This window comes from Paenacidovorax caeni (assembly GCF_001298675.1).
Lineage (GTDB): Bacteria > Pseudomonadota > Gammaproteobacteria > Burkholderiales > Burkholderiaceae_C > Paenacidovorax > Paenacidovorax caeni.
On record NZ_CYIG01000045.1, the window covers coordinates 1 to 25,841 of the forward strand.

Genomic DNA, 25,841 nt, shown 5'->3' on the forward strand with positions numbered 1-25,841 from the left:
ATGAAGACCTGCGCGGTGGCCGTGCGTTCTGTACTCAGGGACGGGCTCGAACACCCCAGCGGCTACCAAACTGCACGGGCCGGTCTGGCTACCTTTACGGCAGTCAAACTCTACCGCGACGGTCTGGATGGAAGATACAAGCGGCGGCGGCGCTTCCCCCTCTCTCACGCTGCGCGTGGGAGGGGGACGCAGCCAGCGGCCTGGCAAAGCCAGCTCCGCGGCGGCCTGTCCTGGGCCGTGCCAGTTTCATGCGACGCTCTCAAAAAAGGAGCTGCCGGCGCTTTCTACGCAAGCCATTCAGAAACAAAAGCATCTGAATTCCTTGCACAACAAGCGCCAGCAGCTCCTTATTCCATAGCGCCTACAACAGCTCCTGCGCCCGGTAGGCCGTGAAGACCGCGCTGCGCAATTCCTCGGCGGCGGGGCCTACGGCGCACACCCGCGCTTCCTCCAGCGTCTGGTTGTTCAGGTACTGCAGGCACAGCGTGGCGGGCCAGGGCATGAAGGGCGTGAGCCCGGCGGCAATAAAGCCCAGCCCCAGCGCCTCGGTGCAGGCGGCGCCGGTGGCGCGCTGGCCCAGGTCCAGGCTCAGGTACACCACGTCTATGTGTGCGCGGCACAGCTGGCGCAGGGTGCGGCGCAGCACGGGCGCCAGGTCGGCCCCCGCGTGGCGCAGCGTGAGGAAGGCGGCGTTGAGCGCAGGCTCGGCCTGCACCTGCAGGTCGGTGCTGCCTTCCAACGGCGCCGCGGGCAGGGGCTGGGGCCGCAGCGGCAGGCCGATGTCGTGCGCGCGCGGCAGCACCAGCGGCTGCAGTGCCTCGGGCAGGTACACGGGCTGTGGCGCGGCCGGGCGCAGCAGCTTGCAGGCGTAGTACACGCTGCCGCGCTCGCCCGTGGGGCGCGCGCCAATGCTGCGAAAGCGCAGGCTGGCCGGTGTGTAGGCCAGCAGCAGCGCCGTGGGCAGGTAGCCCAGGCGGCCAAAGGTTTTCTGCGTAAAAGGGTGCGCCGTGACGGCGTGCACGAAGGCCGCGCGCTCAGGGCGCTGGCGCAGCGCCTCGGTGGCGGTGGACAGCAGCGCGCCCAGCAGCCCGCCGCCGCGCTGCTGCGGCGCCACCACGGCGGCGCCAACTTCCAGCGTGTCGTCGTCACGGTGGCCCTTCATGAAGGCGATGTGGCCTACGGGCGCGGCCTCGCCGGGCACGGCCGCCACCCAGGACGTGAGGCGCCCGTCATCTACCCTCGCCAGAATGCGCTCGGCGATGTACATGTCGGGGTTGACGTAGGAGTAGCCGTAGCTGCGGTACATGAGCCGTGCCAGGTGAATGGCGTCCGGCGCCTGCAGTGGGCGGATGGTGGGCTCGGGCCCTGTGGGCGCGGGCGTTTGCTGCGCGGCGGCGGCTTGGGCCGCTGCGGGCTCTGCCACGCCATCGGGCAGGCGCCAGTGCAGCTCGACATGGTGGCCCTGTTGCCCCTGGTTCAGCACCAGGCAGCGGTCGGCGAGCTTTTGCATCAAGAAGGCCGCCAGGCCCGCCGCGTCCTCGCCCGCCTGCTCGGGGCGACGCGGGTTGTAGGACGGCAGCAGGCTCATGTCGTAGGGCAGGCCGTTGTCGCTCAGGCGCAGCAGCAGCGCGCCATCTTCCACGCCCAGGTGAGCCTGTAGCACGTTGTCGGCGTCGGCGCTGGCGTCGTGGCTCAGGCGCAAGATGGTGGCCAGGGCCTCATCGCAAGCCGCGCGCATACGTTGCTGCACGGCGTGTCCAAAACCCAGCGCCTGCGCCTGGGCCAGCACCAGCGCCTGCAGGGGGCCGAGCGCCTGCACCGTGGCGGGCAGGCTCAGGTGCAACCAGGGGGCGACGGCGGTGGGCTCAGCCATGGCGCTGATCGACCACGCGCAGCAGCTTGCCGGTGCGCGGGTTGGTGTGCAGCGCCGACAGCGCCACCCACTGCACCGCCAGCGGGTGCACCAGGGACTGCGCCAGCAGATCGTGGAACATGGGGCGTGCGGCGTAGATTCCATCCACCACACGCTGGCCCACCTGCGCATCCTGTGCCCCAGGGTCGGCCACGGCGATGCGCAGGCAGCAGGCGTCGCGCCGGTCGTGGTGCGTGATGACGAGCTGAAAGTCCTTGAGGCCCAGGGGCGTGCCAGACTGCTCCAGCGCGTGCAGCGCTTGGCGCACGTCGTCGATGTACAGCGTCATGGGGCCGATGCGCGCGCCTTCCTCGGTGCGCCCGAGCAGGCGAAAGCGCCGCGCTGGCGTGCCGTGGGGATCAAGCCATTCGCCCTGGTCGCCCACCGGGTAGCGCACGATGGGCATGAGCCTGCGGTGCATGTTGGTGAGCACGATGCGCCCAGGCTGGCCCATGGCTTCGATGGGCTGGCCGTGCTCGTCCAGCAGCTCCATCACGGTGCTCGCGTCAAAGCAGTGGTGCACGCCTGGCGCGCCGCCCGGGCTGGCCCAGCCCAGCTCGCCGTAGTCCACCCCCGCCACGCCGATGGAGCGCACCTGGCAGCCGGGGAACACAGCCTGCACGGCGGCGATCTGGTCCTCGAACATGGGCTCGCCACCGTACAAAAAGGTTTGCAGGCGCAGGCGCGCGCGGTCCTCGGGTGTGAGCCGCTCCAGCAGCTTCATCAGCGTGGTGGGCACACCGGCGAGCACGTTCAGGTCGAACTGGCGCCAAGTGGCGAGGATTTCGTCGAGGTCATCGCCCGCGATGGGGTAGCAGATGCCCACGCCCGCTGCCTCAATGGAGCGCGCGATGAACAGAAACGACGCGTACAGCTTGCCCGCATAGAACAGGTTGCCGATGCGGTCGCCGGGCTGCAGCCCGGCACGGCGCATGCCCTGCCCGAAGGCGTCGGTAAAGCTGCGCCATTCAGCGTGCGTGAACACCGAGTACTTGGGCTGGCCGGTGGTGCCGCCGCTCTTGAAGGTGATGCCTTCGGTGACCGGCGCGGTGAACACCTGGTTGTCCTGCACCGTGTTGGCCGCCCAAAAGCGTTGGCTGTCGAGCACCGGGTAGTCGGTCAGCCGCGTACTGCCTGGGGGGACCGCCGCGTAGAAGTCTTTGTAGAACGGCGAGTGCGCGCGCACGAAGGCCAGCAGCTCGCCCAAGGCGTGGTCGGGGGGGAAAGAAGACATGGGTCAGGCTCCGGCGCGGTGGTCGCACACATGGATGAGCTTGCCGCTGGCGGCGTTGCGCACAAAGTCGGCATCGGGCACGCGGCGGATGCGCAGCACGAACGGCAGCGCGGCCTCGGCCACGCACTGCAGCGGCTCGTAGCTGGCGAACAGCTCGGCCACCACGGCATCGCTGCGGCGCTCGTCCCACAGGTCGCTGACCCAGATGTCGAGCAGCGTGCGCGGGCCATCGCTTTGCAGGTGCAGCTGCACCGGCCCGGCGTAGCCGAAGCGCTGGCCCAGCGTATCGGCGAAATGGCGGTAGTTCATCAGCGGACCGGCCTTGAACACGTCCCCCAGGCGCCCGAGCAGCTCGAAGCGCGGCTCCTGGCGGCCGCAGGCACAGGGGCCAGGCACCCAGCGGCCCATGTCGCCGATCTCGTAGCGCTCGATGCGCGGCGCGCTGCGTGCCAGCGGCGTGAACAGCAAGCGGCCCACGGCATCGCCCTGCACCGGGGCATCGCGCTCCAGCTCGACGATTTCCAGCGTCTGCAGCCGCGTGTGCAGGTGGTGTACGGTGCCGCCGCTGTGCAGGCACTGGTAGCCCATGGGGCCCGCGTCGTTGGAGCCGTAGGCGGCCGAGCGCACCAGCGCTACGCCGCATTCCTCGGTCAAAAAGCGCTCTTGCGCAGCCGACAGCGGCTCGCCGCCGTAGAAGATTTTTTTCACCCCGCCCCAGGCCCGCAGGCGCTCGCCCTGCGCGGTGAACAGCGCCAGCAGGTGCGGCGGCACGCCAACCAGGGTGTTGGCCTGGTGCTCGATGATCTGCTCGGCGATGAGTTCGTAGTCGGGCAGCAGCGCCATGGGCAGCTGCAGCACACGCAGGTGCTCCAGGATGGTCCAAAAGCTAATGAAGCCGCCGTACAGGTGGCCTGCGGCGAACAGGTTCATCACACGGTCGGTGGCCGGGTCGAGCCCTGCGGCTACCATGCCGTCGGCCGTGGCGGCCATCTGGGTGTGGTAGTCGGCCCAGCGGAAGCTGGAATACGCCACCTTGCCGCTGGAGCCGCCACTGCGCACCACCAAACCAGCGTGCGGGTCGCGCGTTTCGAGCGACTGAAAGCCACTTTTGTCCAGAATCGGCACGCGCGGCGCGGGTAGCATTTGCGGTGGCTCCAGCGCATCGAGCTGGCCAAAGTGTTGGAGCACGGGTGGCCCATCGACCGACACGCGCCGCGCCAGTTGCTGCAGCGCGTACACGCCGTCGTGCGGCGCGCCCAGGTAGCTGTCCACCATTTCGCCGGGGCGGGTGATGCGGCTCACGCCTGCCGACAGCAGCACGCGCGTCAGGGGCGCCATACTGGCCAGGCCGGCAGCGAGCCCGCAAGTCTGTAGCCAGGCGCGCATGGGGCGCAGCAGAGCGGCCAGTTGCGCACGCTGCACTGGCTTGAGCCAGATGGTGCGAAACAGCGGCGAAGGGCGCAGGCCGGGGCGTGTGTCGAGCACGATGCGCCACTGGCCTTGCGGGTCTTCGGTGATGGCCGTCAGGCCCAGCGGCGCCTCGCAGCGCGCCACGCTGAGCACGGTCGTGATCTCGGCTTGCTCGGCGCTATCGGGCGCCTGCCCGGGAATTTGGGGCGAGACGCGTGCCAGCAGCGCCGCCAGGCGCGCGGCCACGGCGTGCAGGCCGGCCGTGTCGGTTTCCACCATCAGGGTCTGCGGGCTGGAGCAGGCCTGCTGGTCCAGGCGGCAGATGTCGCGCGCGAAGCCTTCCAGCGCGGTGTCGTCGTCCAGGCAGTCCGCTGCCAGATAGCCGAACGACACCTTGTGCCCCCAGGTCACCAGGCGCGCGTGGGCGGGCACCAGCGCGCGCACGGCGGCCACGGCCTTCTCGCCGCCCCAGGCCGAGACCACGTCGGCACAGGCAAAGAGCTGGCGCAGCGCGCTTTGGTCACTCGATGGCAGGCGCAGCACGGCCATGTAGGCAGCGAGCTGGCCGCTCGGGTCGGCCGCAGCCAGCGCGGCGGCGAACAGCGCGGCCACGCGGCCATCGCGCGCACTGATTTTGACCACGTTGACGTTGCCCGCCATCAGCCCTTCGACCAGGCCCATGGCGGCGGCCGTGAACACGTTGGACGGCGCCACGTGTACCACGCAGCCACAAGGCGCCCAGGCCTCGTACTGGCGCCCAGGATAGCGCCGCTGCAGCGCGCCAGGGTGGGCGCTGCCGAGTTCGCTGCGCAGCTTTTCCTGCATGGCGTCGCGCGCCAGCATGGCAGCCATGGCCTGCAGCATGGCGGCGGCGTCCTCGGCCGGGCAGGTGCGGCAGGCTTCTTCGAACAGTGCGCCATAGCAGCCGCTGCGCGCCTGCAATTGCTGCGCCAGTTGGTCGCAAGCTGCCAGCAGCGCCTGCAGCGGGAAGGGCCGGGGCAGCGTGGCATCCACGTGCGCGCCCAGCCCTTGCAGGGCCTGGGGCAAGGCATCGGCGTCCATCCACTGGCCAAACCAGTAGTGCGCGCCGGTTTCAGAGGTCAAGTCGGTTGTTGGCATGGCATTCCTTTCAGGCCGAGGGCAGCAGATCCGCCGCCGCTGCGGCGCAGCTCTTGTTGCTGGAGGTACCGGCGCGGCCCAGCACCTCGAACCACGGCGTGGGGCAGCCGCAGCCACAGCTGCCCGCAGGGTGGCGTACGGCCAGGTCGCCCATGACCACGCTGTGCGCGGGCACCGAAGTGATGTAGGGCGAGAGGAAGGACAGGAAGCCCGGCTGGCCGTCGGGCACAGGGGCGAGGGTGCGCACATCGCGCACCAGCACGCGCGACCACATGGGCGCATGCAGGTGGTGGTGGGTACAGCCGACGTAGGGAATGCTGTGCTCCACCGCGCCAAAGGTTTCGACGATGCGCTCGGGCGCGATGCCCAGCCAGTGGCTGATGCTGGCGTGCAGCGCATCTTTGGCGATGGCCTGGTCGGCGTGGCCCTTCCAGCCGCCGCCGAAGATCACGCAGCTGCCTTCGGGCAGGCGCAGCGGCGCCATCCCCAGGCGCTGCATGCGCTGCAGCGCGAAGTGCAGAAAGGCCGGAAAGCCGATGATGCGTGTGGGCACGCCGTCCTGCGCATAGTCCTGCAGCGCCGCCAGGGCGCCGAAGGCGTCGAATTCGTGCTGGCCCTCGCCTACCGCGCGCAGCGACCAGAACACCTTGGCCGGCGGCGCGTAGCGCATCAGGTACTGGTTGGTGTTGGAGGTGCCCACACGCAGGCCCTCGTAGGGCTCGTAGGCGTTGACCAGGTAGTTGGCTGGCGCGCTGCTGGCCACGCCGCGCGCCTGCATCACGTCGTCCACCATGCGCCGGGCGTTGCCGATGGTGAAGGCGTCGAAGAACATCTGCGACTTTTGCCCCGTCGTGCCTGAGGAGGTGAGGTGCAGCGCCACGGCGTCTTCAGGTACCGACAGCACCTCGTGCTGCTTGAAGAAGTTGGCATGCACGGGCGGCAGGGCGACGAGGTCGTCCAGCGTGGCCAGCGCATCCACCTGCACGCCCTGCTGCGCCAGCAGCGCGCGGTACCAGGGCGAGCGCTGCTGGTGCCAGCGTGTGAGGTCGCGCATGGCGGCGATGAATTGCGCATCGGTGTGCGCTTCAGGCAGGTAGGGCGTGGTGTGGGCGCAAAAGCGCTGCACGCTGTCGGGGGCCGCAGTGGCGCTGTCGCAAGGGTCGCAGGGTATTTTCAAGGCAAGTCCTCAGGAGGGCTGGGTCACTGTCGTTACGGGGGAACGTATCGCTACTTTTTCAGTAGCTGCTAGCGCTTGATTGACGGTACTTTCACGATCAAAACGCACCAAAACCTTGACCAATCAAGCGCTAGCAGCTCCTATTTTTGAAGCCCCAGGTAGCGCAGCGCGACGCAGGTGATGTCGTCGGCCTGGGGCGCGCCGCGCTCGAAGGCGTGCACGTCGGCCAGCACCTGGGCCGCGATGTGCGCGGGCGCGTGGTCGGTGGCGGCCAGCGCGGCGTGCAGGGCCTGGGCCAGGCGTGCGTCGCCGTACTCCTGCCCATCGGGGTCGAAAGCCTCGGTCACGCCGTCGGTGTAGAGGAAGAGCTGGTCGCCGGCCTGCAGATCGACGCTGCCATGGCGGTACACAAAGCCCTCGCTCACCGCCACGGCCACGCCGCCCGTGCGCGCCAGCGGCGCCACGCTGCCGTCGCCGCGCAGCAGGTAGGGCGGGTTGTGCCCGGCGTTGACGTAGCGCACATGCCCACTCTCCAGGTGCAGCACGCCGTAGAACAGCGTGACGAACATCATCTGGTCGTTCTCCGCCGCCAGCAGGTCGTTGAGCTGCGCCACGCAGCGCGTGGGCTCGGCGATGAACTGCGCCGTGGCCTTGAGCAGCGTGCGCGTGATGGTCATGAACAGCGCCGCCGGCACGCCCTTGCCCGACACGTCGGCGATGACGAAGCCCAGGTGCGCGTGGTCGATGAAGAAGTAGTCGTAGAAGTCGCCCCCCACCTCGCGCGCTGGCGTGATGTGGCAGTGCAGTTGCACGCGCGCGTCCTGCGGCGGCTGGCGCGGCAGGATGCTGAGCTGCACCTGTGCGGCGATCTGCAGCTCCTGCTCCAGCCCGGCCAGGCGGTTCTTGGTGATGAGCGCCTCGCGCAGCTCCTGCACCATGCCGGTGAGGCGCTGGTGCTGGTCGATGAGGCGGCCCGACAGCTCGTTCATCACCCCCGCGAGCTGGCGCAGCTGCTCCTCGTCGCTGCGCCCGGCCTCGAAATCGAGCGGCTGGTGCGTCGCCTGGGCCAGCGCCTGCAGCTTGGTGCGCAGCAGGCGCTCCTGGCGGCGGCGCACGCGCTCGCGCAGCGCGCGCGTGGCGGCCAGCTCCTGCGCGTTGCGCCGGAAGGTGGCCACGGCCTGCGCGATGCGCCCAATCTCGTCATTGCCGCTGTAGGGCAGGTGCACGCTGGCGTCGCCCTGGGCCAGGGCCTGCAGCGCGTCGATGGATTTTTCCAGCGGTTGCAGGCTGCGCCGCAGGTACCAGTTCAGCCCCAGCAGCACGGCCAGTACCAGCGCTGCGGTGCCGCCCAGCGCCAGGCGCTCCAGGAAGCGGCTGGCCTCGGCGTCCTGGGTGTGGTCGGTCAGCGTCACGAGTGTGCCCGCCGCATGGCCGGCCAGGTCGTTCACCGGCATGCTGCTGACGGTGTAGCTGCGCGCGTTCAGCTCCAGTTCGGCGTATTGCGCACCGCGCAGCGCCACGTGCGGGGCCGCTGCCTGCCATAACGCGGTATCGGTGGTGCGCAGCAGACGCCCGTGCAGATCGAGCAGGGCCACCGCCGCGCCCGTGCGCTGGGCCATCTGCGCCAGGGCATGGCGGGCGTCGCGCGCCAGCACCAGCACGGCGGCGTCGCCCTGCCCCGCCAGGCGGCGCGTGGCCAGCACCAGCACCTTGCTGCTGCCAACCAGGCGCAGGCCGTCCACGGCGTCGCCCACGCTGGCCCGCTCCAGGCTGTCGGCGTCGAGCAGCGGGCTGTCCAGCGTCTGCCCCCAGAGCATCGGTGCGCTGCCCATGCCCAGCAGCGCCACCAGGGCCAGTGGCTGGTCCGGCCCAGGGCGCAACCCTTCGCGCGCCATGGCTACGTCCAGGTCGTCGCGCTCGCCCAGTCGCACGCCGCGCTGGAATTGAGGCACCAGCAGCAGCTTGTCGATGGATTCATCCAGCGTGCGATCCTCGGCGGCCAGCGCCTCGGCCCACAGCGCGGCCTGCGCGCTCTGGGCGGTGGCGGCCAGGCGCTGGCGCAGCAGCTGCTCGTGCAGCAGGCTGCCGCCCAGCAAGCCCAGGGCGGAAAACAGCAGCCCCGCCGCAGCGATTCCGGTAATACGTGTGCGCAGCAACATGTCAGGGCTCCTGGGCGCCAGGCACCACGCGCAGCGCATGACACGGGCGCAACCAAAGCGAGCGCCGCCGCGCAAGGACTAACCCGCCGCACGGGCGGCGCCCCCCGCCCATAGCGCGCAGCGCGTGGAGAGAGGGGGAAGGTGCGACGCGACTCAAGGGGTGTTTCATTTCAGCTCATCCTGCGCGCACTGGCGCACGATGCGCTCGATGCCCGCGCGCATGTGGCCGTCGAAATCCATGGTCAGCAGCTCGTGCGCGTAAGCCTGCAGGGCAGCGTGCGCGGCGCGCTGCTCGTCGTCGCCCTGGGCCAGGGTGTCGAGCACCAGTTGCAATCCATCAGCGTGCCCTCGCCCCTCGGGCGGTGGCAGGCCGTCACTGCGCCCTTGCTGCAGCCGTGCCAGAACGGCGCGGCGCTGTGCCTCCAGGCGGGCGCCGGGGCGCAGGGCCGCCCAGAGTGCCGCGGCCAGTGCAATCCCCAGCACCGCCACCGCACTGATCCACAAGGCCTGCCCCTGGCTGCCCTGCAGCGGGGCCGCGCTCTCGGTGCCTGCCGCCACAAACCCCGCAGGCGCGGCACCCGCCACGATGGGCACGCGCACCGCCCCCGGCGCCAGTGGCCGCCCGACGGCGTGCAGCGGCGTGCCGTCGGCCTGCTCCACGGCCAGCGCACTGAGCACGGGCTGGCGCTTCAGGGTGGCCTCCAGGTAGGGCGGAACGCCAGGCAATTCGTCCAGCGGAATGCCCAAGCGCACCGCGCGGCCGAGCTGCTGGGCCAGGGTCTGCGCGATGGACTGGGCGATGGCCTGCACGTCCTGGTTCGCGGCACGCTCGCCACTGGCGCGCAGCCCGTGCAACGTCCAGGCGGCACAGGCGCTGCCCACGCCCACCAGCACCGCGAACACCCACAGGCCGACGCGCCAGCGCAGGTCCTGCCATGCGCTGTCATACCCCATGGTCGAGCTCCTCCAGTTGCCGCATGCCTTGCTGGGTGCGCTGGCGCGCAGCGTCCCACTGCGCGCGCTGGGCCTGCGCGGCCTGGACCAGGGGCGTGGCCACGCCCGGCGGCGGGGACGCGCCCTGCAGCACGCGTGCCGCATCGCCATACGGCTTGAGCGCCTGCCGCAGCCCAGCGTACAGCAGCGCCGCCACGGCCGCGCCCGCCAGCGCCAGCATGGCCAGCCACTGCACCGCCTGCTGGCCGCGCTCGTACCACTGGGCCAGCGTGAGCGGCACGGGCACGGTGGAGAAGGTGACCACGATGCCCCCAGCCGCCTGGCCCAGGTCGTTCTCGAAGCGGGTGCCGATCTGGCGCTGGCCGGGCGCGGCACTGTCCCACGGCAGGTCGCGCGCCAGCCAGGCGCGCCAGCCCTCGGGCACCTGGGTGCCGCGGTTGCCTACGTCGGTGCTGTAGAGCACCGTGCCACCGGCGGCGAACACGTCAATGGCCACCACGCCGGCGAACGCCGCCTGCTCGCGCGCAATGACCTGTTGCAGGATTTCGAGCTGCTCCAGCTGCAGCCCCGTGGCCAGGTAATTCTCGGCCGCCGTGCGCAGGTTGCGCAGCAGGTGGCCGTCACGCAGGGCCTGCAGCTCCGCCTGCCGCGTTTGCTGGGCCTGCTGCGCCAGCAGCAGCAACGCCGCCAGCAACGCCAGCAGCCCCAGCAGGGCAATGGCGTAAATGCGGGTGAGCAGCCTCATGCCACGACCTCCGGAGCTTCTTCCTGCCAGGCCGCACTGCGCGGCGCCAGCCGGGCCGACAAAGCAAGCAGCACGTTCGCGGCCACGCCGGCCGCGGCGGCCAGCGCCTGCACCGACTGCTGGGCGCCGTACACCTCGGCCCACATGCCGGGCCGCACCTCGCCGGGTGCGCAGGCGCTGACATCCACGGCCACCATGCCCATGGCCACGCCGCCGACGATGGGCACGTGCCGCCCCGCCAGCACGAGGTACCCGCGGTTCACCAGGGAGAACGGCAAGCCATCGCCATAGCCCAGGGCCACGGTGGCGATGCGCCGGGGCCCCGGCGTGGTGTAGCTGCCGGCGTAGCCCACCTCGGTGCCCGCAGGCACGTCGGCCACACGCAGCACAGGCGCGTGCAGGCTGGCCACCGGGCGCAGCATGGGGGTTGCCCGCTGGCTGGCGGGCACCCCCCACAGGGCGCTGCCCACGCGGGCGTGGTCGAAATGCCAGCCAGGCCCGGCAAACACGCTGGACGAGGTGGCGATGCTGCGCAGCGCCGCGGGCAGTTGCCGTGTCCATTCGACGAAGCGCTCGCGCTGCAGCAGGCACTGCGGTGCCTCGGGGTCATGAAAGCGCCCCAGGTGGGTGACCCAGTGGGTGACCTGCGCATCGCGCCACAAGGCGCCCTGGGGTTGCAGCGCCGGCAGCTGCGCGGCGCCAAAGCCCAGGCGGGTCAGGCCCGTGTCCAGATGCACGGCCACTGGCAGGCGGGCACCGGTGCGCGCAGCGTAGCCCGCCAGCGGCGCCAGTTCGTGGGGGCCGGTGAGCACCGGCGTCAGCCCCTGCGCAGCGAAGTCTTCCGGGCGGGTACCGGCCAGCCCGTTGAGCACCAGGATACGCGCCGCACCCGCAGCGGCATCGCGCAGGCTGTGGCGCACGGCCAGTGCCTCGTGCAGCGTGGCCACCCAGAACTCGCGGCAGCCCAGGGCCCACAGCCGCGGCACCACCGCCGCCACGCCCAAGCCATAGGCATCGTTTTTCACCACGGCGCCCACGGGTTGGCCCATGCCGGCCGCGCACACGGTGCGCCAGTTGTGCGCCAGCGCGTCGAAATCCAGGGCCAGGCGCGGCCCGTCGTACGTGGCGTTCATGGTTGCCCGCCTCCGGTCGGCGCCACCAGGCGCAGGCTGCCTGGCGCCTGGCCCGGGGCGATGCCCTGCCAGCCCTGGGCCAGCAGGGCTTCCTGGCCCGGTATGTCATCCTGCGCCAGCTCCCGGGCAGGCGCCCCCTGCGCCAGCGCCGCGCCCGGTAGCCGCGCCAGCAGGTAGCGCGCATGGCCACCGTAGCGGTACTGCAGCGCGCGCACCGTAAAACCGCAGGCCAGCAGGCTGCGCCAACTGGGCACATTGCCGGGGGCTGCCGTGGCGAACAGTGCCGCATCGCCGGCCCAGGCCACGCGCCGTGCGATCAGCTGGCGCTGCAGGCCCTGGCCACGCCATGCGGGTGCCACGGCCGCGCCGGCCAGCTTGTACAGCACCTGGCCGGGCGCCAGGCCGAGCAGCGCGCGCGGATCGTCCTGCGCCAGCAGGTCGTGCTGCAGCACGCCGTACGCCGCCAGCGCGGCGCCGTGCCAGGCGCCGATGACACGGCCACGCCCCAGGAGCAGGCCGTGCAGGAATTCGCGCGTTTCGGGCTTGACGGTCTGCGCCGCCATGCCCTCGATGCTGCACAGGTGCAGCGCGTGCATGGCCGGCAGGTCTTCGGGCTGCAGCAGGCGCCAATCCAGCGCCGCCAGGGTCAGTGAAGCAGAAGGCAAGGGGCTGTGGCTCATGACGCGATAGGAGGGGCATCGCCCACGGCAATGACTTCGGCGTAGTTGAGCATGTCGATCGGCGGATACAGGCGCAGGCTGTGCGCCACGCGCATGTTCACCAGCAGCGAAAAGCGCTTGAGCCGCTCCACCGGGATGGTGGCGGGCGACTTGCCCCCCACGAGTATCTCGACCGCCTTGGCCCCGGCGAGCTGGCCCACCGAGTAATAGCGGCTGACCAGCCCGGTGAGCGCGGCCCCCGAGCGCACGGCCAGCTCGGCCGCGCCGAAGCAGGGCAGCTTGGCCTGCAGCGCCGCGGGGGTCACGCGCGCATAGACCGAGCCCAGAAAGGTGTCGGGCAGCAGATAGAGCCACTGGGCACCCTCGGCCTGGAGCTGCGCCACCAGCTCCTCCACGCCGTCGGCCGTGGGCTGGCCCTGGGCGTTGGTGCGGAAGGTGCGCTCCAGCAGCGCCACGCCGCTGTCCTGGCAAGTGGCGCGCGCGCCCTCGACGATGGCGCGCGAGTTCGGCTCGGAGCCGGTGTACAGCACGCCGAGCTTTTGCAGCGGGCGGTAGCGCTGCATGACGCGCAGCTGCACGTCGAACGGCACCACGTGCACGGCGCCGGTCACGTTGCGCCCTGGCGCCTCCAGGCGCTCGACGATGCGCGAACGCACAGGCGCTGCCACGAGGGCGAACACCACGGGAATGTCGTGGATGAAGTGCTGCCGGTCGGGGTCGTCGTAGGCACCGACCACGGCCAGGGTGATGGGTGTGCCCCAGACGTAGATGAGATCGGGCGCCAGCGCGCGCGCCTCCTGCAGGATGGCCGGGATGCGGCCCACGTCCTGCTGCACGTCGCGCACGGTGTAGCGCACCTGCAGCCCCGCCTCGGCGAGGTAGGCGCGAAAGCCCTTGTCCACATCAGTCTCACCGCGGAAGGTGATCATCAGGATGTGCAGGGGCTTGCCGACCAGCGGGGCGGCCGGGGCAGCCAGCGGTGCCAGCAGGGGCAGGCCGGCGCCGTGCAGACAGTGTTGAAGAAAGCGGCGGCGTGACATGACGGGCAGTCTCTCACAAGGTTTTGACAGCAAACCAGGATTTTTTGGCAGCCGCGCGCGCCGTGCCGTCTGGGCTGGCCACCTGCGCAGCCCCGGCAGCCCTGCCCGCAACAACGCAAGCGACCAGAGGATGCAGCCTGCGTGCGGGCGCAAGGGGCACGAAGCTCCTATTTTCATAGCTGCTAGCGCTTTATCGGCATGGCTTAGCAGTCAAAAACACCAGAAAACGGATGCCAAAGGGAACGGATTGTAGGGATTCCCGCCTCGGTGCCATATCCCTGAAATTGGGTAATTTGAGGGGTGGTAGGCAAAGTAACGACAGCGGTGCCCTGACACCGCCAAACCTGTCCAGAATGGCGCCCTTCATGGCGATCCACTGTGCAAATTTCAGTGCCCCTGGCGTTTGCACTTGGGATATGAAACAGCCTCTTAAAAAATGGAATTACATATGAACAATTTAACCCGGCTAAGCCGATGGGCCGGTATCTCTATTTTCCTGGCGGGCCTGTTGGCAGGTTGTGGCGGCAACAGTTCAGCCTCTTTGTCCGTGGCGCTGAACACCCAGCCCAAGACTGCCGATGATGTGCACCAAGGTGTGCAATTGCTGAAAAACGGCATCCAGAAATTCCAGGTGGAGCTTTTAACCCAGGACGGCAAGCCGGTGGATCGGGCGCATGTGGAAGTTTCCCCTGGCAGCCAATATGCCCAGGTCAAATTCTCGCTCCCCGAAGCTGGTGCTTACCAAATTCGCAGCTCCGCCTTCATGCCGGACGATGCACTGTTGGGAACCACGCTGGAACCCGTACGGGTACAGGCCGGTGACAACAAAGTGGTGATTGACAATTTAGGTTTGGCGGCGCTTTATTACGCCAACAACACCCACCTGGCCCAAAGCCAAAGCCAGGCCGGGCTGGAGAAATTCCTCTCTTACGACCAGCCCGGAATTTCCTTGCAGGCATACTGCTTTTTTGGGTACCTGGAAGACGAGGGCAGCAATCGCCTGGCCTATTTCAGTTTGCTGCAGCGCCTGAACCAACCGATTTCAGAGGGCACGCTGAGTACGCGCGTGCCCGTCATCATGGCGGGCTCGGGGATTGGTACGCGCAATATTGCCGGCTTTCGCACCAGCGGTTCTTTCGGCGTTGCCGGGGTATTGAATCAAATATCCCTTCAACACCAACCGTGGGACGCGAGCGTTACCACGCCAAACCTCCCAGGCGCTGCCTTGCCGCAGAACCAAACCAGGGCGCAGCTGGTTTCAGGCACCTTTGGCCAGAAAGGCGCGCGCTATCGGATTACCTCCTCGGGCCAGGACGCACAAGGCAAGCTGATGACCACCAACATCTTGGTGGAAGACAGCATGGGTTTTGTCAGCGAAGGGTTCGGCGCCAATGCCTTCCTGCCCAACTGGTTGCTGCCGGAGCAGGAAAACGTGGTGCGCAGCCACTTTGGCGGCTCCGTCGAGAAATATCTGGCAGCGACCCAGAATCCGCTGACGGGCCAGGGCTCTTATTACTACTCCGCGCCCTACCTCAAGGTGGTGAACTTTGAAGTCAAGTACGACGACAGTGGCACCGTTACGGCCAAGGGAACGGGCGGCCTGCTGTGGATGGACGTGGTGTACCAGACCTTTGAAGATGCGGCCATCAACGTCATCAAGGATGCGTCCTGGTCTTTCTTCATCATGCAAATCAAAGGGGCGGATGGCAAAGAGCAGGCGATCATGACCACCCGGGTGGGCACCAAGCTGAGCAACTACCAAGTGAGTTCGCTTTTCGGTGCGGATGCAAAGAAAAACCCGAATGGCGTGCTCGAACCTGAATACCGCTGGAATCTGCAAGACATCAAAATCGAGCCCATCCGTGGCAGTGAATGGCGCAGCCCAGCGTCGGGCGCCAGCTACTACACGAAGTACACGGTCAAACTCGGTGGTGCCCGCCCTGCCAATTTGACAGTAACCATGGATTGGCCGGAACAAGAGCTCGGTGTCCTTAACCGCTACGTTTATGAAGGCTTGGGCAATGTCAGCGGTACGCTCGACGGCAAGCCCGTGAGCGGCACCGCCTGGCTGGAAATGCAGCCCATCGGCAAACTCTGAACGGTTGCGCACCCGCCCGGCCATCCCCGGCGCCCCCCTGAAACGGTGGCGCGTGAAGGATGGCTGGCAAAAGGCGGTCAGGCCGCGCGTTTCGCGGCCTGGGCAGTGCGCAGGCTCCAGCCGTAGGCCAGGCTGCCCCCCAGCACCAGCGCCCCCACCGCCGCCACAGCCGGGCCGAAGCCCAGCACCGGCAGCAGCCATGCGCCCACGGCGGGGCCCAGTGCGCTGCCGCCACGCTCGGTGAGCCGAAACAGCCCCAGCACCCCGCCCCCCTGGCGCGCGGGCAGGCTGCGTGCCAGGTCGGCGATCAAGGCCGACTGCGGCGTGATGGACAGCGCCTGCCCCACGCCCAGGCCCAGCAACACCAGTGCCAAGGGCCACACGCCCCCCCCGCCCGGCCATGCCAGCACGGCGCTGCCCCCCGCCATCAGCCCCCCCAGAAGCACGAAGCGGCTGCGCTGGCCCCAGCGATCGGCCAGGCGCGCCGCCAGCGGCACCAACAGCACCATGGTCAGCGGGTAGATGGTCTGCAGCCGGCCGGTGACGGCACTGCCGTGTCCCATGTCTTGCAAATGCATGGGCAGCAGATAGAAGCACAGGGCCGCCAGCAGCAGTTTGGCGGGCAGCGCGCAGCCCAGCAGCAGCGCAGCCAGCCCCGGCTGGCGCAGCGATCCAGGCAAAGGTTGAGCAGACGCGGGCACGGGCACCGCAAGCGCAGCCGGGCGTGGCATCTGCCCCCAGGCCACCAGCGCTGCCAGCAAGGCCGCGCACGCCGCCAGCGCAAAGGCCGCCGGGACGCCCCAACGGTCAGCGGCCAGCCCACCCAGGGGCGGCCCGCACAGCCCCGCGACCAGAATGGCGCGCACGAACTGCGCCAGGCTGCGCGCGCGGTCCTGCGCCGAAGAGCCGTCGATTACCGCCCCCTGTGCCGAGACGAACACCATGGCGAACCCCAGTGCCCCCAGCAAGCGCCCTGCCACGAGTGCGCCATAGCTGGGCCAGGCCGCTGCCCAGGCCAGCCCGGCCGCGCCCAGCAGCGCCCCGAGCACCACGCCCCGGCGGCGCCCAAAGCGCTCGGACCAGGCGGCCAGCGGCCATTGCAGCAGCGCCACCACGGCCAGGAACACCACCAGCGGCAGGCTGGCGAGCATGTTGGGCGACAGGCCCCAGTCCCCCGGCGCCAGCGTGCGTGCCCAGGTGGGCAGGAAGGGGCGCGTCAGCTCCTCGGCCAGCATGAACAGGAACAGCGCGGGGCGCACGGTGGCCGCCCCCAGGCCACGCCCCGGGCGCGGCTGGGGCCGCCGTGCAAGGCGGCTGCGGCGTGCCTCCCACGCGGCCAGGGCGCGCGCGCCGCGCGTGCCCAGCCCCAGCGCCACCCACTCCAGCGCCATGAGCAGGCACACAGCCCCGAGGAAAGCCATGTCCAGCAGCGTGGCCTGCAGCTTGCGGGCCAGCACGCTGGGGTCAAGCGTCAGCACTACCTCTGCCTGCGGCACACCCGCCACCAAGGCCGGGGCTGCCACCGTCCAGGCCCCGGGGGCGGGCTGCTCCCCGGCCAGCCACTGGCCGCCGGGGGTGCGCACGGCCAGGGCCATGATTTCGGGACTTTGCGCCTGCAGCGCGGCAGCGTGCGCGGGCACGCCCACCAGCTCCTGCGCGGGCACGCCCACTTCCAGCGCTCGGGCAACCAGCGCGGCGCTGGAGCGCGCCACGGCGCGCGCCTTGGCCAGCTGGTCGGGCTGGATGCTGGCCTGCCCGGCGGCACTGGCCTGCCAGCCCACCCAGGCCAGTGCCAGGCCCAGCCCCAGCGCGGCAGCAGCGGCCAGCACCCCGCGCTCGCCCCCTGGAACGGGCAGCGGTCCGGCATGGCGGCGCAGCCTGCGCACCAGGGCCCAGCACAACCCGCCCAGGGCACCGCACCACAGTAGCAACGCCGGCCACACGGCGTGCCAGACGGCATCGTGCAGGTGCTGCTGCGCCCTGCGCAGCGCCTGGTCGTCGTAACGCAGCAGGGCCGCACCCACGGTTTCCCCCAGGTCGTTGCGGATGGCGGCGCGCACCTGGGCCGTGGCCACATCGGTGGCCTGCGGCGGCGCGGGGGGGAGCGGCGCCGACAACAGTGGCTGCTCCTGCGCGGAAAGAATGGCGAAGGAGCGCATGGCGGGCTCCAGGGCCGCTTCGCGCGCCAGCAACCCGGCCAAGGGTGCGTCGGGCGTGAGCGGCACGCGCAGGGCCAGAGCGTTTTCCGCCGCGGCGGCGGCACGCTGCGCCATGAGCTGAAAGCGCGCCGTGAAAGCCTCCTGCTGTGCGGCGCGCAGGGTGTTCTCGGTGAGCTGGCCGCTGGCCAGCAAGGTGGCAGCGCCAATGCCGACCAGCATGGCGGCAAAGCGCCACAGCAGCCGGGCCATGGAAACAACGGAAGGAGAGCGGGGCATGAAGGGGCAGCGGAAGGCGGGGGCATGTGGCGGGGCGGCCACCCGGCGATGCTAGCGCCCAGCCCGGGGCAGGGAAAAGGAAATATGGCGTGCCCCGGCACGCCGCATTCCGGCTGAAATTTCAATAAAAATAGCTGCCAGCCCTTGCTAAGCAAGCGCTGGCAGCTATCAAAACGGGAGTTCCCGGGGTGGTTTACACCAGTTCGATGGCCATGGCCGTGGCCTCACCACCGCCGATGCACAGCGTGGCCAGGCCTTTTTTCTTGCCGCGCGCCTGCAGCGCGTGCAGCAGCGTGACCAGGATGCGCGCGCCGCTGGCGCCGATGGGGTGGCCCAGCGCGCAGGCGCCGCCGTTGACGTTCACCTTGTCGTGCGGCACGTTCAGGTCGTGCATCAGCGCCATGGGAACGACGGCGAAAGCCTCGTTGATTTCCCACAGATCCACATCGTCGGCCTTCCAGCCGGCCTTCTTCAGCGCCTTCTGCGTGGCGCCGACCGGGGCGGTCGTGAACCACTCGGGCTCTTGCGCGTGCGTGGCGTGGGCCACGATGCGCGCCAGCGGCTTGCAGCCAAGCTGCTGCGCCGTGGACTGGCGCATGAGCACCAGGGCGGCGGCGCCGTCGTTGATGCTGGAGCTGGCGGCGGCGGTGATGGTGCCGTCCTTCTTGAACGCAGGCTTGAGGGTGGGGATCTTGTCGAGGCGGATCTTCAGCGGGCCTTCGTCTTGCTCGACGGTGACTTCGCCCTTGCGCGTGGTGAAGGTGACGGGCGTGATCTCGGCCTTGAATGCTCCCGATTTGATAGCTTCCTGCGCACGCTGGACGCTGGCAATGGCGAAATTGTCCTGCTGCTCACGGGTGAAATGGTACTTGGCGGCGCAATCCTCGCCAAAGGTGCCCATGGAGCGGCCGGCCTCGTAGGCGTCTTCCAGGCCGTCGAGCATCATGTGGTCGAACACCTTGTCGTGGCCCATGCGGTAACCGCCGCGGCCCTTCTTGAGCAGGTAGGGGGCGTTGGTCATGCTCTCCATGCCGCCGGAAACCATCACGTCGCGGCTGCCGGCGACGAGCTGGTCGTGCGCCAGGATGGTGGCCTCCATGCCAGCACCGCACATCTTCGACAGCGTCACGGCCCCGGTGCTGCGCGGCAGGCCGCCCTTGAAGCCGGCTTGGCGCGCAGGCGCCTGGCCCTGGCCCGCCATGAGGCAGTTGCCGAAGAGCACTTCGTCCACCTTCTCCGGCGCGATGCCGGCGCGTGCGACAGCGGCCTTGATGGCGGCGCCGCCCAGGTCATGGGCCGCGAGGTCGGCGAAGTCGCCTTGGAAAGCGCCCATGGGCGTGCGCGCGGCGCCAACGATGACGATGGGATCTTGCATGTTCATCTCCTGTGCAGTGAGTCGAGGGAAAAGGAAACCATTTCAGGCCCGCGCGGCACCGGCGGGAAAGCGGCGCTCGGCGGGGTAGGGAAAAACGTCGTGGACATGGCCGTGCTGGATGCGCTCCTTTTGCGCCTGCCAGTACTGCGGGGTGAGCAGGTCGGCGTGGTGGCGCATGAAGACTTCGCGCACGGCCGGGTTGCCAAGCAGGAAGGGGGCGAAGGTTTCAGGAAAGACGTCGCGCGGACCGACCTTCCACCAGACCTCGCCCGACAGCTCATCCTCCTCGCAACGCGGCGGCGGCACGGCACGGAAGTGGCAGTCGGTCAGGTACTCGATTTCGTCGTAGTCGTAGAACACCACCTTGCCGCCACGCGTGACACCGAAGTTCTTCCACAGCATGTCGCCGGGAAAGATGTTGGCGGCCACCAGATCCTTGATGGCGTTGCCATAGTCGATCACGCTGCGCTCCATCTGCTGGCGCGCCTGCGGGTCGTCCAGGCCGGCGTCGAAGGCTTCCTGCAGGTACAGGTTCAGCGGCACCATGCGCCGCTCAATGTAGAGGTGGCGAATGATGACTTCCTGCTGGCCGTCGCCGTCGCGGTCGCTGACCTCGATTTGCGCCGGCGCATGCGCCAGCAGCTCCGCCATCAGCGCCTCGGAAAAACGCTCACGGGGCAGCGCCACCAGGCTGTACTCCAGGGTGTCGGCCATGCGCCCGACGCGGTCATGGCGCTTGACGAGCTGGTATTTCGATTCAACCTGCTCGCGCGTGGTGTCCTTCTGCGGCGGGAATTCGTCCTTGATGAGCTTGAACACGTAGGGAAAGCTGGGCAGGTCGAACACCAGCATCACCATGCCCTTGATGCCGGGCGCGATGCGCAGTTGGTCACTGGAGTGTTTGAGGTGCCAGAGGAACTCGCGGTAGAACAGCGTCTTGCCCTGCTTGGCCAGGCCGAGCGCGCTGTACAGCTCGGCAAGCGGCTTGCGTGGCATGAGGCCGGCCAGGAACTGCACGTAGGCGCTGGGCACTTCCATATCGACCATGAAGTAGGCGCGCGCAAAGCTGAACAGCGCCAACAGGTCGTCCTCGCCGAACAGGGCGGCGTCGATGAACAGCTGGCCTGCCTCGTTGTGCAGGATCGGCAGGGCGAACGGCATGGACGAAAAGCCGTTGATGACCTTGCCGACAAGGTAGGCCCCCTTGTTGCGGAAGAACAGGCTGGAGAGCACCTGGATCTGGAAATTGGCGCGCAACTTGAAGCCGGCGATGCGCGGCTGCATCGCGGCCAGCACGTAGCCGATGTCGCGCTCCAAGTCCTCGAACGGGCGCTGCAATTCAAAGCCTGCGATGACCTGCGCCAGCGTCTCGCGCAGGCTCTCGGGCTGGGGGTAGTAGGCGCGGTAGCTGGGGCGGGCGCCCGGATCCTGGCTCTCGATGTACTCCGTGCTCACGGCAGGGCGCACGAAGATGAAGTCGTTGTGGAAATGCGTGCGGTGCAGGATCTTGGTGGTCACCGAGTTGAAGAAGGTCTCTGCCAGCTCAGGCTGGCAATGCGCCACCAGCAGGCCGATGTAGTGCAGCTTGACCTGGTACCACACGTCCATGCCTTGCGCACCGGCCTGGAACTCCTTTTCGAGCCGGCGCACGCACTCGCGCACGCGCAGGTCGTAGAACTCGATGCGTTCGCGCTGCGCACGCTGCTGCCCGTGCCAGTCGGCGGTCTCGAAGCGGTGCTTGGCCCGCGCCGACTCGGTACGAAACAGCCGGTAATGGCGATTGAAGCCGTCGAGCATCGCCTTGGCGATGTCGTAGGCCTGGGGAGCATCGAGGCGCTCGGGATACATGCCCTGGCCGGTGATCTGGCGTGTAGCAGCCGTCAGCCGCGCTCGCGCGCGGCCACCATGGCCACGGCCTCGCGGTAGGCCTTGTCCAAGCCACTGACATCGGGCACGGTCATATGCAGGTTGGTGATGAGGCCGTTTTGCAGGCTGTAGCACCAGCTGTGGATCTGCACCTTCTGGCCGCGCGCCCAGGCGTCCTGCATCACGGTGGATTGGGCGACGTTCAGCACCTGCTCAATGGCGTTGAGCTCACACAGCGCATCGTGGCGCCACTGCACGGGCAGCTGCTCCAGCAGGGCAGCATGCTTGTCGCGCACGTCTTTCACGTGGCGGATCCAGTTGTCGGCCAGGCCAATACGGACGTCCTGAAGCGCCGCCAGCACGCCGCCACAGCCGTAATGGCCCACCACCATCAGGTGCTCCACCTTGAGCTGGTCCACGGCGTACTGGATGGTGGACAGGCAGTTCAGGTCCGTGGGCACCACCACGTTGGCAATGTTGCGGTGCACAAAGACCTCGCCCGGCTCCAGCCCTGTGATCTGGTTGGCCGGGACGCGGCTGTCAGAGCAGCCGATCCACATGTAGCGCGGCTTCTGCTGGGCCATCAGGCCGGTGAAAAAGCCCGGGCGCTGGCGCTCCATATCGGACGCCCACGCGCGATTGTGGACAAAAAGGTCTTCAATGGAGGTCGTAGTCATGTCGCTTCCTAAAGTCGTCTATGGATGGCGCAGGGCTCAGCAGGTCTCCGCGAACAATTCACGGCCGATCAGCATGCGGCGGATCTCGCTGGTACCCGCGCCAATTTCGTACAGCTTGGCGTCGCGCCACAAACGGCCCAGGGGGTATTCGTTGATGTAGCCATTGCCGCCAAAAATCTGCACACCTTCGCCAGCCATCCAAGTCGCCTTCTCAGCGCACCACAGGATCACGCTGGCGCAGTCCTTGCGCACCTGGCGCACGTGCTCCGTGCCAAGCATGTCGAGGTTCTTCGCCACGGTGTAGGCGAAGGAGCGGCCCGCCTGCAGCACGGTGTACATGTCGGCCACCTTGCCCTGGATGAGCTGGAATTCGCCAATGCTTTGCCCGAACTGCTTGCGGTCATGGATGTAGGGCACCACATTGTCCATCACCGACTGCATGATGCCCAAGGGGCCGCCGGTCAGCACCGCGCGCTCGTAGTCCAGGCCACTCATGAGCACCTTGGCGCCGTTGTTCACGCCGCCAAGCACGTTCTCGGCGGGCACTTCAACGTTCTCGAACACCAACTCGCCCGTGTGGCTGCCACGCATGCCCAGCTTGTCGAGCTTTTGGGCGATGGAGAAGCCTTTCATGCCCTTCTCAATCAGGAAGGCCGTGACACCACGCGCGCCCAACTCGGGTTCGGTTTTGGCATAGACCACCAGCGTGTCGGCGTCCGGGCCGTTGGTGATCCACATCTTGCTACCGTTAAGCAGGTAGTAGCCGCCCTTGTCTTCGGCCTTGAGCTTCATGCTGATGACGTCGGAGCCGGCACCGGGCTCGCTCATGGCCAAGGCGCCAACGTGCTCGCCGCTAATCAGCTTGGGCAGATACTTGGCCTTTTGTGCCGCATTACCATTGCGGTTGATCTGGTTCACGCACAGGTTGCTGTGCGCGCCATAGGACAGACCAACCGAGGCGCTGGCCCGCGAGATTTCTTCCATGGCGACCATGTGTGCCAGATAACCCATGTCGGCACCGCCGTACTGCTCGGGCACGGTGATGCCCAGCACGCCCAAGTCACCCATCTTGCGCCACAGATCCATTGGGAACTGGTCGTTGCGGTCGATCTCGGCCGCGCGCGGCGCGATCTCGCTCTGTGCGAATTCGCGCACGGCGTCACGCAGGGCGTCGATGTCCTCGCCCAATTGGAAGTTCAGGCCGGGCAGGTTAGAAAGGCTCATGGTATGTCTCCTGGGTCAGTGGGTCAAAGAAGGTTCAGCCGCGCAGGTCATCGCGCCCTTGCACGGCCATCAAGGTGCAATCCATGGTGGCGACCAGCTTTTCCTGGTCACCGTCCAGGGCGAAGGCGCGTCCCTGGCTCACGGTGATCGTGCGGCCAGGCTTGAGCACCCGGCCTTCCATACGGAAACGCTGCCCTTTGGCAGGCGCAAGAAGGTTGATCTTGAATTCGATGGTGAGCACCGCCGCATCCGCAGGCATGAGGGTAAAACCGGCGTAGCCGCAGGCCGAATCGAGCGCCGTAGCCACCATGCCTGCGTGCAGGAATCCGTGTTGCTGCGTCAGTCCCTGGGCCCAATCCAGCTCAATATCGACCGCGCCCGGTACCAGCAGACCCAAGCGCGCCCCCAAGGTCTGCATGGCACCCTGTAGCGCGAAGCTGTCGCACACACGCTGGGCATAGTCGATGCAGCGCGGCTCAAAGGTTGGCAGGGTCAAGGCGCTCTCCAGATTTACGTTTACGTAAACGTCAATTATGCGGCATTTTTTCCTGCCTTGGCCAGCAGGGCACGCGCCTCTTTCTCATGCTCCTTCACCTCATCGAGGTTCGCCTGCAGGTCCGCCATTTGCCCCTCCAGCTGGCGGCGGTGCTGTGCCAGCACGTCGAGGAACTTCTGCAACTGCACGTTGGTATCGCGCGGGCTGTCGTAGAGATCAATGATCTCCTTGGCCTCCGTGAGCGACAGGCCAAGGCGTTTGGCGCGCAGGGTCAGCTTCAGACGGGTACGGTCGCGCGGGCTGTAGGTGCGGTTGCGCCCACCCGGCCCGGTGCGCTCGGGCTGCAGCAGGCCCATGTCCTCATAAAAGCGCATGGCACGCGTAGTGAGGTCGAACTCTTTGGCAAGGTCGCTGATGGTGTAAGTGGTGGTGCTGGCCATGGCATCGCGCGGAGAGTGGCGGGGTTGCATCGATGACCGGGCAGCAACCTAGCCATCTCTACAATCGTCATCAAAATGACGTTTACGTTAACGTCAATGCTAACCCAAAGCGATCTCACTATGAACCGCCCCGCCTTTTCCATCCACTACCCCCGGGGCGAACAGCTACCGGCCGCAGGCCACACTCTCGACGTAGCGCCCGGCGTGAAGTGGGTACGCATGCCCTTGCCGTTCGCACTCGACCACATCAACCTTTGGCTGCTGCGCGACCGTATAGCGAGCGAGTGCGGGCCCGTCGACGGCTGGACAGTGGTGGACTGCTGTATTGCCTCGGAAGAGGCGCGCAGCCATTGGGAGCACCTTTTCGCACACGCGCTCGACGGCCTCCCCATTCTGCGTGTGGTTGTCACCCACATGCACCCGGACCACATCGGCTTGGCCGACTGGCTGTGCCAGCGTTGGAACGCACGGCTGTGGATCAGCGCGACAGACTACTACACCGCCGTCGCCGCCAGCCAGGGCTCACCCGCGTTCAGCAGTGAGGCAGCCACAGCCTTCTACGCCGCACATGGGTTGAACGACCCAGCCTTCCTCGACCATGTGCGTGCACGCAGACGCTACTACCCGACCCTGGTTCCGAGCCTGCCCCAGCAGTTTCACCGCCTGCTGGACGGTGACGTGCTGCGCATCGGCGGCCGCGCCTGGCACTGCCATGTGGGGTATGGCCATGCCCCTGAGCACATGGCGTTGCACTGCCCGGAACTGGATGTACTCATCAGTGGTGACATGGTGCTGCCGCGCATCTCGACCAACGCCAGCGTCTATGCCTCGGAGCCTGAGGCAGATCCGCTCACGCTGTTTCTGACATCGTTGGATCGCCTGCGCACGCTGCCGCAGGGTACGCTGATACTGCCTTCCCACGGCAAACCGTTCCAGGGGTTACACGCCCGGATCGAGCAACTGCATGCACACCACGCTCAACACCTGGCCACAGTGCGTGCGGCCTGTGCACAGCAACCCCAATCGGCACGGGACATCATGCCGCTACTTTTCCAGCGCCCACTCGATGCGCACCAGACCACCTTTGCCATCGGCGAGGCGCTGGCGCACCTGCATGCGCTATGGCATCGGGGGGAACTGCAACGCCAACTGGAAGACGGCGTCTTCCGGTTCTCCACGACTCCCTAACCCCGAGCAACCGTCTTCGTGTCACGCATCGTGGCGCGAGGACTGCGTGCTACAAAAATTAGGAAGCCACTCGCTCTCAGAGCCCATGGGGCTTCTTTAAAACCGGATTAAGCGAATCATTTGATGTGAAATTCCCAAAACAAAAACCCCCGCAGCTTGCTAGCTACGGGGGTTTCACAATATTAGCCTGACGATGACCTACTTTCACACGGGAATCCGCACTATCATCGGCGCGAAGTCGTTTCACTGTCCTGTTCGGGATGGGAAGGAGTGGTTCCAACTTGCTATGGTCATCAGGCTTAAACTTTTGCTTGTATGGTTTTAGGCATACAAGCGAATTCATAGAGACGAATCATTAATTTGATTGCGTGCTTGGCATAACAATTTGACGGTATGTCAAAGTTATAGGGTCAAGCCGCACGAGCAATTAGTACTGGTTAGCTTAACGCATTACTGCGCTTCCACACCCAGCCTATCAA

Annotated in this window: 19 protein-coding genes and 2 rRNA genes; 2 read left to right on the forward strand and 19 right to left on the reverse strand. The window is 67.7% G+C overall.

Annotated elements, in window-relative coordinates:
* Positions 1-361: 361 nt before the first annotated feature.
* The 10 genes from BN2503_RS15620 to BN2503_RS15665 form a co-directional block, all read right to left on the reverse strand.
* Entirely contained in the window at positions 362-1,873 is a 1,512-nt protein-coding gene (locus tag BN2503_RS15620) for a GNAT family N-acetyltransferase (RefSeq protein ID WP_054257569.1), read from the reverse strand.
* Positions 1,866-3,146, reverse strand: coding sequence for a phenylacetate--CoA ligase family protein (locus tag BN2503_RS15625; protein WP_074930390.1), 1,281 nt, complete (start codon positions 3,144-3,146; stop codon positions 1,866-1,868). Before BN2503_RS15625 ends, BN2503_RS15620 begins: the two co-directional genes overlap by 8 nt.
* A 3-nt stretch (positions 3,147-3,149) precedes the next feature.
* Complete coding sequence (locus BN2503_RS15630) at positions 3,150-5,675, reverse strand: acyl-CoA reductase (protein ID WP_074930392.1); 2,526 nt, start codon at positions 5,673-5,675, stop codon at positions 3,150-3,152.
* A 10-nt stretch (positions 5,676-5,685) separates the two neighbouring features.
* Positions 5,686-6,852 (reverse strand): LuxE/PaaK family acyltransferase, encoded by a 1,167-nt coding sequence (locus BN2503_RS15635; protein ID WP_054257572.1) that lies wholly within the window; start codon positions 6,850-6,852, stop codon positions 5,686-5,688.
* 140 nt (positions 6,853-6,992) lie between these two features.
* Positions 6,993-9,011 carry a SpoIIE family protein phosphatase gene (locus BN2503_RS15640; protein WP_054257573.1) on the reverse strand — a complete coding sequence of 673 codons (2,019 nt, stop codon included), beginning with the start codon at positions 9,009-9,011 and terminating at the stop codon, positions 6,993-6,995.
* Positions 9,012-9,176: 165 nt separating this feature from the next.
* On the reverse strand, positions 9,177-9,965 hold the full coding sequence (locus tag BN2503_RS15645) for a hypothetical protein (RefSeq protein ID WP_054257574.1): 789 nt from the start codon (positions 9,963-9,965) through the stop codon (positions 9,177-9,179).
* The gene (locus tag BN2503_RS15650; RefSeq protein ID WP_054257575.1) at positions 9,955-10,710 is read right to left on the reverse strand and encodes a hypothetical protein; all 756 of its coding nucleotides are present in this window, start codon (positions 10,708-10,710) and stop codon (positions 9,955-9,957) included. Before BN2503_RS15650 ends, BN2503_RS15645 begins: the two co-directional genes overlap by 11 nt.
* Complete coding sequence (gene alr / locus BN2503_RS15655; RefSeq protein ID WP_054257576.1) at positions 10,707-11,843, reverse strand: alanine racemase; 1,137 nt, start codon at positions 11,841-11,843, stop codon at positions 10,707-10,709. Before alr ends, BN2503_RS15650 begins: the two co-directional genes overlap by 4 nt.
* On the reverse strand, positions 11,840-12,523 hold the full coding sequence (locus tag BN2503_RS15660; RefSeq protein WP_054257577.1) for a GNAT family N-acetyltransferase: 684 nt from the start codon (positions 12,521-12,523) through the stop codon (positions 11,840-11,842). The genes alr and BN2503_RS15660 overlap by 4 nt, the downstream gene beginning before the upstream one ends.
* A complete protein-coding gene (locus BN2503_RS15665; RefSeq protein ID WP_054257578.1) occupies positions 12,520-13,563 on the reverse strand; it encodes an ABC transporter substrate-binding protein in 1,044 nt (347 codons plus the stop codon). The genes BN2503_RS15660 and BN2503_RS15665 overlap by 4 nt, the downstream gene beginning before the upstream one ends.
* 448 nt (positions 13,564-14,011) lie before the next feature.
* Between BN2503_RS15665 and BN2503_RS15670 the strand changes: the two genes are divergently transcribed.
* Positions 14,012-15,661 carry a lipocalin family protein gene (locus BN2503_RS15670; protein ID WP_139235497.1) on the forward strand — a complete coding sequence of 550 codons (1,650 nt, stop codon included), beginning with the start codon at positions 14,012-14,014 and terminating at the stop codon, positions 15,659-15,661.
* 77 nt (positions 15,662-15,738) lie between these two features.
* On the opposite strand, the gene BN2503_RS15675 is transcribed toward BN2503_RS15670, so the two are convergent.
* The 7 genes from BN2503_RS15675 to BN2503_RS15705 all read right to left on the reverse strand — a co-directional run bounded on the left by BN2503_RS15675 (position 15,739) and on the right by BN2503_RS15705 (position 24,174).
* Complete coding sequence (locus BN2503_RS15675) at positions 15,739-18,096, reverse strand: MFS transporter (protein WP_139235498.1); 2,358 nt, start codon at positions 18,094-18,096, stop codon at positions 15,739-15,741.
* 193 nt (positions 18,097-18,289) lie between these two features.
* The gene (locus BN2503_RS15680) at positions 18,290-19,471 is read right to left on the reverse strand and encodes an acetyl-CoA C-acyltransferase (RefSeq protein WP_054257586.1); all 1,182 of its coding nucleotides are present in this window, start codon (positions 19,469-19,471) and stop codon (positions 18,290-18,292) included.
* 42 nt (positions 19,472-19,513) lie between these two features.
* Positions 19,514-21,319 carry a bifunctional isocitrate dehydrogenase kinase/phosphatase gene (aceK, locus tag BN2503_RS15685; protein ID WP_054257581.1) on the reverse strand — a complete coding sequence of 602 codons (1,806 nt, stop codon included), beginning with the start codon at positions 21,317-21,319 and terminating at the stop codon, positions 19,514-19,516.
* 32 nt (positions 21,320-21,351) lie between these two features.
* Entirely contained in the window at positions 21,352-22,014 is a 663-nt protein-coding gene (gene can / locus BN2503_RS15690; RefSeq protein WP_054257582.1) for a carbonate dehydratase, read from the reverse strand.
* Positions 22,015-22,050: 36 nt separating this feature from the next.
* Positions 22,051-23,238 carry an isovaleryl-CoA dehydrogenase gene (locus tag BN2503_RS15695; protein WP_054257583.1) on the reverse strand — a complete coding sequence of 396 codons (1,188 nt, stop codon included), beginning with the start codon at positions 23,236-23,238 and terminating at the stop codon, positions 22,051-22,053.
* Between the two features lie 34 nt (positions 23,239-23,272).
* On the reverse strand, positions 23,273-23,656 hold the full coding sequence (locus BN2503_RS15700; RefSeq protein WP_139235500.1) for a PaaI family thioesterase: 384 nt from the start codon (positions 23,654-23,656) through the stop codon (positions 23,273-23,275).
* A gap of 113 nt (positions 23,657-23,769) precedes the next feature.
* Entirely contained in the window at positions 23,770-24,174 is a 405-nt protein-coding gene (locus tag BN2503_RS15705) for a MerR family transcriptional regulator (protein WP_054257587.1), read from the reverse strand.
* Between the two features lie 120 nt (positions 24,175-24,294).
* Here BN2503_RS15705 and BN2503_RS15710 point away from each other — a divergent pair, with 120 nt between their 5' ends.
* Complete coding sequence (locus BN2503_RS15710; RefSeq protein WP_054257585.1) at positions 24,295-25,362, forward strand: MBL fold metallo-hydrolase; 1,068 nt, start codon at positions 24,295-24,297, stop codon at positions 25,360-25,362.
* Positions 25,363-25,547: 185 nt separating this feature from the next.
* Here BN2503_RS15710 and rrf read toward each other — a convergent pair.
* Positions 25,548-25,660: ribosomal RNA gene (rrf, locus tag BN2503_RS15715) — 5S ribosomal RNA — on the reverse strand.
* 108 nt (positions 25,661-25,768) lie between these two features.
* A 23S ribosomal RNA gene (locus BN2503_RS15720) occupies positions 25,769-25,841 on the reverse strand; the annotation flags it as partial.